Origin of the sequence: Streptomyces griseosporeus (genome assembly GCF_014656055.1) — a bacterium.
In the GTDB taxonomy this organism is placed as follows: Bacteria; Actinomycetota; Actinomycetes; order Streptomycetales; family Streptomycetaceae; genus Streptomyces; species Streptomyces griseosporeus.
Genome location: NZ_BNBR01000002.1, coordinates 183,993 through 197,504, shown reverse-complemented (window position 1 = coordinate 197,504; position 13,512 = coordinate 183,993). Strand labels below are relative to the sequence as shown.

Below are 13,512 nucleotides of genomic sequence, written 5' to 3'. Positions count from 1 at the left end.
AACCCCACAGGACGAGTAGGAGCCCCCCATGGCGTCGTTCCGCACCCGCACCCGGCCGAAGGCCTCCGGCAGACTGCTGGCCCTCGCACTCGGCCTGGGCATGGCCTCCGCAGCGCTGGGCACCGCGGCCCCGGCGAGCGCCCAGAAGAACGCCGAAGCACCCGTCCGCACCGCCGTCGGCTATGTGGGCGTGTCCCAGAAGGCCGACAACAAGGCGTTCTTCGACGCCGTACTGAAGTCGGTCGCCAAGCGGCAGGCCGCACAGCCCTCGGCTCAGGCGGTGACCGTCTACTACAACGCCTCGCAGGCCCCCAGCTTCCGTTCCCAGATATCGAGTGCCGCCTCCATCTGGAACAGCTCCGTGTCGAACGTCAAGCTCCAGGCGACGTCGGGCAGCGCCGACTTCGCCTACTACGAGGGCAACGACTCGCGCGGGTCCTACGCCTCCACCGACGGCCACGGCCGCGGGTACATCTTCCTGGACTACGCGCAGAACCGGCAGTACAACTCCGTGCGGGTCACCGCCCACGAGACCGGGCACGTGCTGGGCCTGCCCGACCACTACAGCGGTCCCTGCAGCGAGCTGATGTCGGGCGGCGGCCCCGGCCCGTCCTGCACCAACCCCTACCCGAACTCGACCGAGCGCAGCCGGGTCAACCAGCTGTGGGCCTACGGTCTCGCCCAGGCCCTCGCACAGGTGGCCACGACGCGCTGACGCAGCGCCCACGACGGGCTGACGTCGGCTGACCCGCTGCCCGGGCACACGCTCAGCCCGCCGCCCACGGCGGGGCGGCGCTCCCCACCACCGGCCCGCAGCGCGGGCCCCGCCGACCCGCCGCCACGGTGCGGACCGCGACGCCGGCTCGCGGTCCGCACCGCCGCGCACTCCCAGGTCATCGAGTACACGACCGCTCCCATCCATGGCGATCCTCGGCCCCACCTCGTGGAAATCGCCCACAGGGAATTGGCGCCGGCTGTCGACCCGGTTCTGTCGGTGCGGACGATCCACGGGCCCGCTTCGTGAGTTCTGGGCGTGGGTACCGCGCGGCTTCCACCTCGCCGTATGGGACAAGATGGGCCTCTCATCCGGAGGGGGTCAGGGGATGGCGTACGACCTGCGAGCAGTGATCGCGGACGGTGAGCTGCTGCGCGGCGTGGTGGGGGAACTACCTGCTGCCCGCCTGGCGTCGATCGGGCAGGGCCTCTCGCTGATGCCGGTAACGGACGAGTTGTTCGATTCCGTCACCGACGGCGGTGGTGTCGGCACGCTGGGGTTCTGGGGGCTGCCGGGAGGGTTCGAGGAGAACCTCGCCGCCTGGTCGGCCGGTGGGCCGGTGGCCTATGTCGAGGCCGAGTACTTCGGCGGCGTGGGCGAGCAGCGGGCTGCCGTGTGGAACGGCGGTCGCATCGTGCTCGGACCGCTCCACGTGGAGGAGGGGGAGCCCTTTCCGTCGGGTGGCAGTCCGATCTCCCAAGCGCTGCGGCGATTGGGCGTAGTGGCGAGCGCCGGCGAGGACGAGTTCGCGGCAGTGGGGCTGGACAGGCATCGGCACAGCGAGGCGTGGATCGCGTAACGCGAGTCTGCCTGCGCACCCCGAGCGGCACCAGGTGCCTCCTGACGTCTCTGTCAGGGGCATGCTCTACGCTGCCGATCATCGCATCCCGCTCCGGGACGCGAGGACCTATGGGGGGTTCTCTCATCGTGCGCAGACGCACACTCTCGGCCGCGACGGCGCTCGCGGTCCTCTTCAGCTCCGCGGCGCTGGTCGCGGTCACCGCCGGCCCCGCTGCCGCCGACAGCAGCAGGAAGCTGCCGCTGACGACCGTGGGCGACGTTGTGGTGGACGGCGTCCACCACAAGATCTTCATCAGCGACCCGAACCTGGGCAAGGTCGTCGCGACGGACTACAGCGGCACCGTGCTGGGTACCGTCGCCGACCTGCCCGGCGTCACGGGCCTCGCGCTGTCCGACGACGCCGGCCGCCTGTACGCCGCCGTCCCCGGCGCGGACGCCGTCGTCGCGCTGGACACCGCCTCGGTCACCGAGCAGTCCCGGTACGCGATTGGCGAGAACACCCGCCCGCGCTTCCTGGCCCTCGCGGGCGGCAAGATCTGGTTCGGTTACGGCGCCGACGCGAACAACGGAGCCTGGGGCGACGACGACGGCGACATCGGCTCGCTCGACCTGTCCGGCGCCGAGCCGGTGGTCACCCTCGACCAGGACACCGAGACGGACTACTCGGGCGCCCCGCGGCTCGTCACCTCGCCCGCCGACCCGAACGCCCTCGCCGCCGCCAGCTCGTACCACAACCGCTTCGCCCTCGCCGCCTACGACGTGACGACGGGCACCGCGGTCCGCACCGCCCGCAACACGACCGCGCTGACCGGTATGACGAGCGACCTCGCCTACACACCGGACGGCACCCGCCTCATCACGGCCAACCCGGGCAACGTCCACCACGTGTGGCAGGCCTCGGACCTCGTCGAGACGGGCACCTACCCGAGCGAGTACCACCCGACCGCCGTGGCCGTCGCCGCAGACGGCACGGTCGCCGCGGGCGCCGACGCCCCGTACGACGACGACGTCTACGTCTACCGTCCGGGGGCCAAGACCGCCGTACGGACGTACGACTTCCCCTCCACCGGCACCAGCAGCGGCGGCGACGACCTGCCCAGCGGCGCTCTGGCCTGGGAGCCGGGCGGCAGCCGGCTCTTCGCGGTGACCACCAACTACGACAACAGCGTCCGGCTGCACGTCCTGAGCGAGCCCCTCAAGTCCGCCCCGGCGCTCACCGTCAAGGCGCCGGCCACGGCCCCGCTCGACAAGGCGCTCACCGTCTCCGGCTCCCTCAACGCCACCCTGCCGCTGCCCGCCGGGACGCCGCTGACCGTGACCCGGTACGACGCCGGCGACCCGAACGGCAAGGCATTGGGCGTCAAGCCGCTCGCGTCGGGAGGCACGTTCTCCTTCACCGACAAGCCGACCGCGGCCGGCAGCGTCACCTACAAGGTGGCCTACGCCGGGGACGCCGACCACTCGGCCGCCGCCGGGTCCGCGCGAGTCAACGTGGCGTACTACAAGACGCCGCTGACGCTCGACCGCAACGGTCTCACCGTCAACCACGCCACCACGGTCACCTACACGGCCACGCTCGGCTACACGTACAAGAACCGCGTGGTGGAGATCTGGGCCGACCCGTGGGGGACGGAGCCCAAGCGGCTGCTGAAGCGCGGCACGGTCGACTCCAAGGGCAAGCTGTCGGCGTCCCTGAAGATGTCCAAGGACACCACGGTGACCGCGGTCTTCGCCGGCGACACCCGCTACGGCCGGGCCGAGGCCAAGTCCACCGTGCGTACCCGCGCCGGCGTGACGACCACGCTGTCCCGGCACTACAAGTGGACGAAGATCGGCACCACTTGGTACCGCACCTTCCACCAGACGACCGACCCGCTGATCACCACCTGGCACAACGCCTACCCGGGCCGGTACACGCGGCTCGACCTCCAGGTCTGGTACGACGGCGCCTGGCGCTCGGGCGACTCGCAGTACTTCCCGCTCAACAGCAAGGGCATGTCGTACGTGACGCTGGACGGCGACGGCGCGGCCGGATACCGCTTCCGCATCCGGTCGGTCTACGTGGACGGTTACACCGACTACGTCAACACCACGTCCTACGGCCCCTGGCAGTACTTCAACTTCACCCGCTGAGCCGGCCACCCCGCGATCGGCCGGCCGCGCTGCGCACCGCGCGCGACGCGGCCGGCCGACGCGCACCTCGGCCGGTGGCGGCGGACCGGTGAGCCGAGCCTTGATGCCGTGCCGTCGGACCGGACAACAGGACACACTGACGCGGTGAATCAGCTCGAAGAGATCGTGGCAGTGGCCGGCGGGGTGCTGGGCGGGGATGTCATCGGTACCTATCTTCACGGATCTGCCGTGCTCGGTGAGCTCAGGCCGGCCAGCGACGTGGACGTGCTCGTCGTCTCCCGGCGGTCGATGGACGAGCGGGGGCGACGGGCGCTCCTCGGTGGACTGCTCGGCATCTCCGGCTCGCGGAACGGAGTCCGTCCGGTCGAGCTCATCGTGGTCGTCCAGTCCGAGGTCCAGCCGTGGAGGTACCCTCCCACCTGCGACTTCCTGTACGGCGAGTGGCTGCGAGACGAGTACGAGGCAGGGGAGGTCCCCCAGCCGGCGCCCATGCCCGATCTGGCTCTGCTGATCACCATGGTGCTGACCGGCGACCACCCTCTCACCGGCCCGCGGCCGGCACAGGTCCTCGGCTCGGTCCCGCACTCCGACCTGGTCCGGGCGAGCGTGGCAGGCATCCCCGACCTGCTCGACAACCTGGACGGCGACACCCGCAACGTCCTGCTGACCCTCGCACGCATCTGGACCACACTGGCCACCGGTCAGATCAGGTCGAAGGACGCTGCCGCGGACTGGGCCCTCGCCCGGCTCCCGCCGGAACACCGCCCCGTCCTGGAACACGCCAGGCAGCTCTATCTCGACTGCCCCTACTCCGAGGAGCGCTGGAACGAGGCGTTGCGGGCCCAGGTACGTCCGCACGTGGACCGCTTGCTCGCCGAGATCGACCGGTTGAGCACCCGGAGCTGACAGGTATACGAACCGCTTCTCCCGCACTCCACCGCGTGGCCCACTGCCCCTGACTGTCAGACGCTCAGGTGCCGTTGCAGCCAGTCGGCGGCGGCACGACGGAAGAGCCGGCGGTTGTCGGCGCGGAGGAACTCGTGTCCCTCGTCGAGCAGGGTGAGCAGTTCGGCGGTCACACCGCGCTCGCGCGCCGCCCGGACGAACTGCTCCGACTCACCCGGCGGCACGTTGTTGTCGTGTTCCCCGTGCACCGCGAGCACCGGTGCCCGCAGCGCGTCGATGCGGCTCATCGGGGACAGCGCCCGCAGCAGTTCACGGTCGCGTTCGGGGTGGCCGTACTTGTGGGCCGCCGACTGGGCGATCCAGGGTTCGGTGCCCTCGAAGAACGTCGCGAGGTCCGACATGCCGCACACCGCCACCCCGGTGCGGAACAGGTCCGGATGCCAGACCAGGGAGGCGAAGGTGAGATAGCCGCCGTACGAACGCCCCATCACCGCCAGCCGGGCGGGATCGGCCAGGCCGGCCAGCACGGCGTGGGCCGCGCAGTCCGCCACGTCGTCGATCGCGGCGAACCGCCCCCGGCCGAGGTCCGCGTCGACGAACGACCGGCCGTAGCCGGAGGACCCGCGGACGTCGGGGGCGAAGACGTCCAGTCCGCGCCCGAGGATCTCGTGGTACAGCGGGTTGAGGACGGGGCGTTCCTGTTCCTCGGGGCCGCCGTGCAGATGGATGACACAGGGCGCCGGTTCGCCGGGGGCGCGGCCCGGCGCACGGTAGTACCAGCCGTTCAGCTGCAGCCCGTCCCGGGCGGTGGGGCGCAGAGGGACCGGCCGTACGGGCGGGCGGCCAGGCGGAACGGCGTCCTCGTCGCGTGACGACCACGGGGTGCGCACCGGGGTCGCGCCGTCGGGCAGCCACCAGATGCCGGGGCGACGGCGGGACCCGGACAGGGCCAGCAGCAGCCGAGGGCCGGCGTCCGTGATGCGGGTGACCACTTCGTGCGGCAGGGACACGGACCGGGACGACCGGTGGGTGTCCGCCCCGGGCCGAGCGGGGGAGCCCTGGTCCTGCCAGGGGCGGCGGGACGTGCCCGCGTCTGCCCCCGGCGGGCCGGACCCGTCCACCACTGGCACCACTGGCCGACTGGACGCGTCCACCACTGGCCGACCGGCCGGGTCCGCCCCCGGCCCGCCGGTCGTTTCCGCGCCCGCCGCCGGACCACCGGACGGACCCGCGTCCGTCGACAGCCCGCCCGCCGCGCTCGTGTCCAGGACCTCCACCTCGCTCATGCCCCGGACGTTCCAGGCCAGCACGGCGGAGACGCCGTCGCGGGCGCACCGCAGCAGTTCGAGGTCGATGCCCTCGCGCGAGGCGGCTTCCGACCAGCCCCGCGGCTGTCCCTCCGGGTCGAGCTCCGCGGCGAGGAGGACCGCGAACTCCCGGTGGGCGTTGCTGCGCAGCCACAGGACGTCCGCGCGGGGTGAGAAGCCGCCGATCCACGGGTCGCCGTCGGCCACCGGCATCACGCAGGTCGTCACATGGTCGGCGGTGCGCAGGACGACGGCCTCGCGCCGGCCGCGAGGTCCCCGGCGCAGCAGCGCGAGCGTGCCGTCGCGGCTGAGGTCGCACACGCGGAGCGTCGCCGCGTCCTTCTCGACGGCGAGCAGGACGGGCGCGGCGACACCGTCGGGGTCGACGAGGTAGGCCGACAGACCGTCGCCGAACGCGGCCGCCGGTGTGGTACTGCCGCCCGGGGCGCCGATCACCGCCGTCCCCACCGTGAGCTGGGGGGACGGCAGCCCGGGCCCTGGGCCTGTGTGCGGTGCCGGGCCGAGGAGCCGTGTGTCGGCCGTACGGCCCTGCCACGGAGCCGGCAGGTGGGCGTCTGCCGGGCCGGGGCCGGGCGCGGCGGCCTCCGTGGCGGCGTCCGGGGCGGGTGCGGCGGTGGGGACCGCGACGGTGACCGCGACGGCCGACCCGTCGTGCGCCCAGCAGCCCAGGTGGGCGGAGGTGCCCGGCTCGGCTCCGGCGAGGATGTGCCGGTCGCTGCCGTCGGGGCGGACGCACAGCACCCGGGTGTGCTCACCGCCGCCGGGGGCCGCGGTGTAGGCGATCCAGCGGCCGTCGGGCGACCAGGACACCTCGGTCACGGGGTCGGGTCCGTCGTCGAGCAGGCGTACGGCCTCGCCGTCGACGGGACCCGTCCACAGCTGCGGGACGCCGCCGCGGTCGCAGATGAAGGCGACGCGGGTGCCGGACGGGTCGGCCGAGGGATACCAGCAGCCGTGCGCGATGAGCCGCGTCGTCGCCTCGCGCGGCCCGGAGGCGTTCGGCAGCGGAACGCGGGCGGGCGCGGCGAACGCGCCGGTACGGCCGTCCGGGGCCGGTGCCGACGGGGGCGGGGGTGGGGGGACGGTCCGTGCGAGAGGGGCGGGGGACGGCCGCCCGGCCCCGGTCGGGCCGGAGTCGGGCGGCCGTACCGCGAGGGACTCGCCGGTCAGATTCCGTGCGTCTGCAGCCATATCTCCAGCAAAGCCACTTGCCACAGTGCGTTCGCTCCGCGCTTGGTGCGGTGCCGGTCGGGGGCCGCCAGGAGTTCGGCGACGTAGGAGTCCCGGAAGAGTCCGCGCCGCTTGGCCTCCGGGGCGCCCAGCGCCGCACGTACCCGGTCCAGCACGGGCCCGGCCATGTGCGTGATCGCCGGGACCGGGAAGTAGCCCTTGGGGCGGTCGACCACCTCGCTCGGCAGCAGCTTGCGGCCGGCCTCCTTCAGGACGCCCTTGCCGCCGTCGGCCAGCTTCAGCTCCGGCGGGCAGGCGGCCGCCAGCTCCACCAGCTCGTGGTCCAGGAACGGCACGCGGGCCTCCAGGCCCCAGTCCATCGTCATGTTGTCGACCCGCTTGACCGGGTCGTCCACCAGCATGACATGGGTGTCGAGGCGCAGGGCGGCGTCGAGCGCCGTCTCGGCCCCCGGCTCCGCCATGTGCTCTCGCACGAACCGGCCGGAGACGTCCTCGGCCGGCAGCATGTCGGGCTGCAGCATCGCGGCGAGGTCAGCGTGCGACCGGTCGAAGTACACCTCGGCGTACCGGTCCGGCTCGTCCTCGCGGGCCGCGGCCGCCAGCTCCGGGTACCAGTGGTAGCCGGCGAAGACCTCGTCGGCGCCCTGCCCGCTCTGGACGACCTTGACGTTCTTCGACACCTGCTCGGACAGCAGATGGAAGGCGACCACGTCATGGCTCATCATCGGCTCGCTCATCGCCGCGACCGCCGCGTCCAGGGCCGCCGAGACGCGCTGCGAGGGAACCACCAGCTGCTGGTGGTCGGTGGCGAACTCCCTGGCGACCAGGTCGGAGTAGCGGAACTCGTCCCCTTCGTCGCCGCCTTCGGACTCGAAGCCGACGCTGAACGTCGCGAGGTCGCGCTGCCCCTCGTCGGCCAGCAAGGCCACGATCAGGCTGGAGTCCAGTCCTCCGGACAGCAGGACACCGACCGGGACGTCGGCCACCATCCGCCGCCGTACGGCGGTGCGCAGGGCGTCCAGGACGGCGTCGCGCCACTCGGTGGGGCCCATGCCGGCGTGCTCGGGGCGGCGCGTGTACGACGGCTGCCAGTAGCGGTGGTCGCGGTGGGTGCCGTCCGGCTCGACGACCCGCACGGTCGCCGGGGGAAGCTTGCGCACCCCCGCCAGCACGGTCCGGGGGGCGGCGACGGTCGCGTGCCAGCTGAGGTACTGGTGCACGGCGGCCGGGTCGAGCGAGGTGTCCACGTCGCCGGCCGCGAGCAGCGCGGGCAGCGAGGAGGCGAAGCGCAGCCGCCCGGGAGTCCGTGCCAGGTACAGGGGCTTGATGCCGAGCCGGTCGCGGCCCAGGATCAGGCGGCCGGTCCGGTGCTCGACCAGGGCGAAGGCGAACATGCCGTGGAAGTGGTCGACGCAGGCGGTACCCCACTGCCGGTACGCCGCGAGGACGACCTCGGTGTCGGAGGTGGACCGGAACCGGTGGCCGAGGGCCCTCAGTTCCGCGCGCAGCTCCTGGTAGTTGTAGATGCACCCGTTGAAGACACCGGTGATCTCCTGCTCGGCCTCGGTCAGGGGCTGCGCCCCGCGCTCGGACAGGTCGATGATCTTCAGGCGGCGGTGTCCCAGCGCGACGGCGCCCTGTGACCACACCCCCTCCCCGTCGGGTCCGCGGGGGGCGAGCCGGTCGTTCATCCGCTCGACGGCCGCCAGGTCCGGACGCGTGCCGTCGAAACGCATCTCTCCGCTCAGGCCGCACATCGGGAACCACCTCCCCGCTGTCCGTGGTGCGCGCACAGCACGTGCGGCGGTGTGGGACGCGGCGGACCGCCCGCCGGTATGTGGCCCGGACTGATCGACACGGTGGTGCATCTCCTTCGCAACAGGAACGAATACGGTCGTGGCCGCGGTTCAGCGGCCGGCGGTGTTGGCCCAGGCGGCCCCGGACGGGCGGCCGACCGGCCGGCCGGGGGAGGTGAGGGGCCGGGCGGGAGCGGGCCGTCGGCGCGGGCGGTCGTCGCCCCGGGTCTCCGCGATCGCCAGATCGGTGCAGGCGAGCAGGTCGTCCTCGGCGGCGGCGCGGCGCATGCGGTGGGCGGCGCTGCCGCTCGCCAGGGCGCGCTCCGCGAGATCCCGGACCGCGGGCCAGTCCCCGGCGGCCTCCAGCGCCGGGCGCACCCGCCGCAGCAGCCGCCGTACGACCTCGGCCGCGGGCGCCTCACGTCCGGTTCCGGGGTCGATCAGGGTCCCTTCCAGGCCCGACCGGGCGGCCCGCCAGGACGCGGCCCGCAGCCATTCGTGCCGGCCCGGGCAGGCGGGCGCGTCGGCCGCCTCCAGCCGCTCACGGGCCTCGGTCACGAGGGCGCGGTAGAGCCCGGCGACCAGCAGCACCGTCTCCGGTCGGGGGCAGGCGTCGCAGATGCGCAGTTCGAGGGTCGGCTGGTGGGCGGAGGGCCGGATGTCGTGGTAGATCATTCCCGCGTCGCTGATGACACCGGAGTTGATCAGGTCCCGTACGGCCGCGTCGTACTCGGCGGCGTCGGCGTAGCACCCGGCGGGGCCGGCGGTGGGCCAGCGCTGCCACACCATGGTCCGCCAGCTGGCGTAGCCGGTGTCCGCGCCCAGCCAGAAGGGGGAACTGGCGGACAGGGCCAGCAGGACGTGCAGCCACGGGGCCACCTCGCACATGAGGCGCACCGCGAGGTCGCGGTCCGGCACGTCGACGTGGACGTGGGTGCCGCAGATCAGCTGCTCGTCGGCGATCAGCCCGTAGGCGTCGACCATGCGGCGATAGCGGCGCCCGGAGGTCGGGCGGGTGTCCTGCATGCGGGCCAGTGGCACGGTACCGGCGGCCACCACGGCGAGCCCATGCGCGCTCGCCGCGGCATCGAGCCGGCGTCTGGTACTGGTCACATCGTCGTACAGGCCGTCGAGGGAATCATGGACGCCGCTGTTCGACTCGATGGTCGCCTGCTGCAACTCGGTCGTGAACGTGCCTGCGGGGAGCCTCTCGAGCATGATGTCGGCTCGCGGCGCGAGCAGGCCCGTCTCCACCTCGACGATGTGGAACTCCTCTTCCACCCCGATGCGAACGGTCACGGCACTCCTTACGTGGCGGGTGAGCGCTGGCCGCCTCACCCGGAAATCGGCCGGCTCCGCCGGTCCGGCGGAGGCGGGCTGTGCACCTCCGACTTCCCACGGGGCACATTGCCAATCAGGGGTGCTCCTCGGAGGGTGCTATCTCACAGATGAGCGGCCCGGTGTCGGCTGAGATGTGGTCCCGACGGATTGGGCCGCGCCCGGCGGGGTAGCCGCGTCCGGCGGGGCAGCCGGGCGCCCTGCGGGGCACCGGCCGCCCGTGCGGTCCGCGCCGTGTGGCGAAGGGCCGGGGGAGTGGTGAGACTGGGGCGAACGGCGCCTGAGGACGGGTGGGCCATGCACAGCGTTGAGGAAACGGTCGAGATCGCGGTCCCGGTGCGTACCGCGTACAACCAGTGGACGCAGTTCAAGAGCTTCCCCCGGTTCATGACGACGGTGAGGAAGGTCGACCAGATCAAGCCGTCGCTCACCTCGTGGACCCTCGCGCTCGGACCCGTGCACGGCGTCTTCGAGGCCGAGATCGTGGAGCAGGAGCCCGACTCCCACCTGGTCTGGCGCAGCCTCGGGCAGCGGCCCGCGCACCGCGGCGAGGTGGTCTTCGAGGCCGTGGCGGTGGACCGTACGCAGGTCACCGTACGGATGGAGATCGCCGCGCGCGGCGCCACCGGGCTGCTCGCCGGCGTGCCCAAGGTGGCCGGCCGGGTCGTACGCGGGGAGCTGCGGGGCTTCAAGGAGTACATCGAGGGACTGGGGGCGGAGAGCGGTGCCTGGCGGGGCACCATCCGCAACGGCCGCCTGCGGCGGACGCACGAGGAACGACAGGCGAGCGGGGTGCCCTGCTGGCCGGTCGGCTGATGCCCGCGACAGCGTGAGCGAGAGGCGATCCGATGAAGAACGCGCCCGGCGAGGAGCCGGACGAGGCGCTGACCGTGACTCCCCCCAAGGAGTGGGCCGCGGGAGTGCCCGCGGTGGCGCACGCCCTGGAGTACTCCCTGGCGGAGACGTCCCCCCTCCGGGCCGGCCGGACGCTGCTGACCATGAACCAGGTGGACGGCATCGACTGCCCCGGCTGCGCGTGGGCCGACCCCGCCCCGGGACACCGGCACCGCAACGAGTACTGCGAGAACGGCGCCAAGCACATCAACGACGAGGCGACGACCCGGCGCGTCACCGCCGACTTCTTCCGCGGGCACCCGGTCTCCGAGCTGGCCCGCCGCTCCGACGCCTGGCTCAACCAGCAGGGCCGCCTGACCGAGCCCATGGTGAAGCGGCCGGGCTCGGACTTCTACGAGCCGATCAGCTGGAGCGACGCCTTCGGGCTCATGGCCGAGGAGCTGACCTCGCTCGACTCGCCCGACCAGGCCGTCTTCTACACCTCCGGCAGGGCCAGCAACGAGGCCGCGTTCGTACTGCAGCTGTTCGCCCGGGCGCTCGGCACCAACAACCTGCCCGACTGCAGCAACATGTGCCACGAGTCCAGCGGCTACGCCCTGCACGAAACCCTCGGCACCGGCAAGGGCACCGTCAGCCTGCACGACCTGCACCACGCCGACCTGATCTTCCTCGTCGGGCAGAACCCCGGGTCCAACCACCCCCGGCAGCTGTCCGCGCTGGAGCAGGCCAAGCGCAACGGCGCCCGGATCATCGCGGTCAACCCGCTGCCGGAGGCGGGGCTGCTCCGGTTCAGGAACCCGCAGAAGCCGCGCGGGGTGATCGGACCGGGCGTCCGCATCGCCGACCGGTTCCTGCACCTCCGCGCCGGCGGCGACCTGGCCCTCTTCCAGGGCCTCAACCGGCTGCTGCTGGAAGCCGAGGAAGCCCGGCCGGGCGAGGTCCTCGACCACGACTTCATCCGCAGCGACACCAGCGGCTTCGACGAGTTCGCCGCACACGTCCGCGGCGTCGGCTGGAGCGACGTCCTCGCCGCGACCGGCCTGACCCGCGAGGAGATCGAGCAGGTCCGCGACGAGGTGCTGGCGAGCGAACGGGTCGTCGTGTGCTGGGCCATGGGCATCACCCAGCACCGGCACGCCGTCCCGACCATCCGGGAGATCGTCAACTTCCTGCTGCTGCGCGGGAACGTCGGCAGGGCGGGCACCGGCGCCTGCCCGGTGCGCGGACACAGCAACGTGCAGGGGGACCGCACGGTGGGCATCTGGGAGCAGATGCCGGACTCCTTCCTCGACGCCCTGCAGGCGGAGTTCGGCTTCGACCCGCCGCGCGCCCACGGACTGGACTCGGTCAAGGCGATCAAAGCGATGCGCGAGGGCCGGGTCAGGTTTTTCCTCGGCCTGGCCGGCAACTTCGTCCGGGCCGCCCCCGACAGCACGGTCACCGAGGAGGCGGTGCGCACCTGCCGGCTGACCGCCCACATCTCCACCAAGCTCAACCGCTCCCACACGGTGTGCGGGCGGACCGCGCTCATCCTGCCGACCCTCGGCCGGACCGAGCGGGACATGCAGGCGAGCGGCGAGCAGTTCGTGACCGTGGAGAACTCGATGAGCGAGGTGCACACCTCCCGCGGCCGCCTGGAACCCGCCTCCCCGCTGCTGCTCAGCGAGGTCGCCATCCTCAGCCGGCTCGCCCGCCGCACGCTCGGCGGCACACCGGACATCCCGTGGGAGCAGTTCGAGGCCGACTACGGTGCGATCCGCGACCGCATCTCCCGCGTCGTGCCCGGTCTGCACGACTACAACCGGCGCGTGACACGCCCCGGCGGCATCCCGCTCACCAACCCGGTCAACGAGGGCGTGTACGCCAACGGGGTCGGCAGGGCGCTCTTCACCCGCAACACCGCCGAGAGGCTGCAGGCCCCCGAGGGGCACCTGCTGCTGCAGAGCATGCGCTCCCACGACCAGTGGAACACCGTCCCCTACTCGGACAACGACCGCTACCGCGGCATCCACGGCAGCCGCCGGGTCGTGCTCGTGAACCCGGACGACATGGCCGAACTCGGCCTCGCCGACCGGCAGAACGTCGACCTGGTCAGCGTCTGGGCCGACGACGTCGTGCGCCGCGCCGAGGACTTCCGCGTGATCCCGTACCCGACGGCACGCGGCTGCGCCGCCGCGTACTACCCCGAGACGAACCTGCTCGTGCCCCTGGAGAGCGTGGCGGAGAACAGCAACCAGCCGACGTACAAGGGAATCGTGGTCCGCCTGGAGCCGAGGACTCCCCGGCCCATGCCCTCGTGACGGTGCGCCACAGATGTGATCAGCACTCGCCGCCCACACCCACCCCGTCCGGCGGTCCGCGCCCACTACGCGCGGCTGGAGGCCTCGCC

The 13,512-nt window shown here is 72.7% G+C and carries 9 protein-coding genes; 6 read left to right on the top strand and 3 right to left on the bottom strand.

Going from position 1 to position 13,512, the window contains the following annotated elements:
• Positions 1 to 28: 28 nt before the first annotated feature.
• From snpA to IE308_RS09920, 4 genes are all read left to right on the top strand, one after another.
• Positions 29 to 715: a snapalysin gene (gene snpA, locus IE308_RS09935; RefSeq protein WP_110625984.1), complete on the top strand. Its 687-nt coding sequence runs from the start codon at positions 29 to 31 to the stop codon at positions 713 to 715.
• Positions 716 to 1,103: 388 nt separating this feature from the next.
• The gene (locus IE308_RS09930) at positions 1,104 to 1,574 is read left to right on the top strand and encodes a hypothetical protein (protein ID WP_190217559.1); all 471 of its coding nucleotides are present in this window, start codon (positions 1,104 to 1,106) and stop codon (positions 1,572 to 1,574) included.
• Between the two features lie 128 nt (positions 1,575 to 1,702).
• Entirely contained in the window at positions 1,703 to 3,709 is a 2,007-nt protein-coding gene (locus IE308_RS09925) for a WD40 repeat domain-containing protein (protein WP_190217558.1), read from the top strand.
• A gap of 144 nt (positions 3,710 to 3,853) precedes the next feature.
• Positions 3,854 to 4,615: an aminoglycoside adenylyltransferase family protein gene (locus tag IE308_RS09920; RefSeq protein ID WP_190217557.1), complete on the top strand. Its 762-nt coding sequence runs from the start codon at positions 3,854 to 3,856 to the stop codon at positions 4,613 to 4,615.
• Positions 4,616 to 4,671: 56 nt separating this feature from the next.
• On the opposite strand, the gene IE308_RS36850 is transcribed toward IE308_RS09920, so the two are convergent.
• From IE308_RS36850 to IE308_RS09900, 3 genes are all read right to left on the bottom strand, one after another.
• The gene (locus tag IE308_RS36850; RefSeq protein WP_229908805.1) at positions 4,672 to 7,134 is read right to left on the bottom strand and encodes a S9 family peptidase; all 2,463 of its coding nucleotides are present in this window, start codon (positions 7,132 to 7,134) and stop codon (positions 4,672 to 4,674) included.
• Positions 7,110 to 8,891: an N-acetylglutaminylglutamine amidotransferase gene (locus tag IE308_RS09905; protein ID WP_190217556.1), complete on the bottom strand. Its 1,782-nt coding sequence runs from the start codon at positions 8,889 to 8,891 to the stop codon at positions 7,110 to 7,112. The genes IE308_RS36850 and IE308_RS09905 overlap by 25 nt, the downstream gene beginning before the upstream one ends.
• A 150-nt stretch (positions 8,892 to 9,041) precedes the next feature.
• A complete protein-coding gene (locus tag IE308_RS09900) occupies positions 9,042 to 10,229 on the bottom strand; it encodes a carboxylate-amine ligase (RefSeq protein WP_110625979.1) in 1,188 nt (395 codons plus the stop codon).
• A 336-nt stretch (positions 10,230 to 10,565) separates the two neighbouring features.
• Between IE308_RS09900 and IE308_RS09895 the strand changes: the two genes are divergently transcribed.
• Both IE308_RS09895 and IE308_RS09890 read left to right on the top strand, forming a co-directional pair.
• Positions 10,566 to 11,084 carry an SRPBCC family protein gene (locus IE308_RS09895; protein ID WP_190217555.1) on the top strand — a complete coding sequence of 173 codons (519 nt, stop codon included), beginning with the start codon at positions 10,566 to 10,568 and terminating at the stop codon, positions 11,082 to 11,084.
• Between the two features lie 32 nt (positions 11,085 to 11,116).
• A complete protein-coding gene (locus IE308_RS09890; protein WP_190217554.1) occupies positions 11,117 to 13,423 on the top strand; it encodes an FdhF/YdeP family oxidoreductase in 2,307 nt (768 codons plus the stop codon).
• Positions 13,424 to 13,512 lie beyond the last annotated feature (89 nt).

Bases quoted from the DNA above. Each gene is read 5' to 3' on its own strand.
- snpA (WP_110625984.1), top strand. From the start codon at position 29: ATGGCGTCGTTCCGCACCCGCACCCGGCCGAAGGCCTCCGGCAGACTG.
- IE308_RS09930 (WP_190217559.1), top strand. From the start codon at position 1,104: ATGGCGTACGACCTGCGAGCAGTGATCGCGGACGGTGAGCTGCTGCGC.
- IE308_RS36850 (WP_229908805.1), bottom strand. From the start codon at position 7,134: ATGGCTGCAGACGCACGGAATCTGACCGGCGAGTCCCTCGCGGTACGG.
- IE308_RS09905 (WP_190217556.1), bottom strand. From the start codon at position 8,891: ATGTGCGGCCTGAGCGGAGAGATGCGTTTCGACGGCACGCGTCCGGAC.
- IE308_RS09895 (WP_190217555.1), top strand. From the start codon at position 10,566: ATGCACAGCGTTGAGGAAACGGTCGAGATCGCGGTCCCGGTGCGTACC.
- IE308_RS09890 (WP_190217554.1), top strand. From the start codon at position 11,117: ATGAAGAACGCGCCCGGCGAGGAGCCGGACGAGGCGCTGACCGTGACT.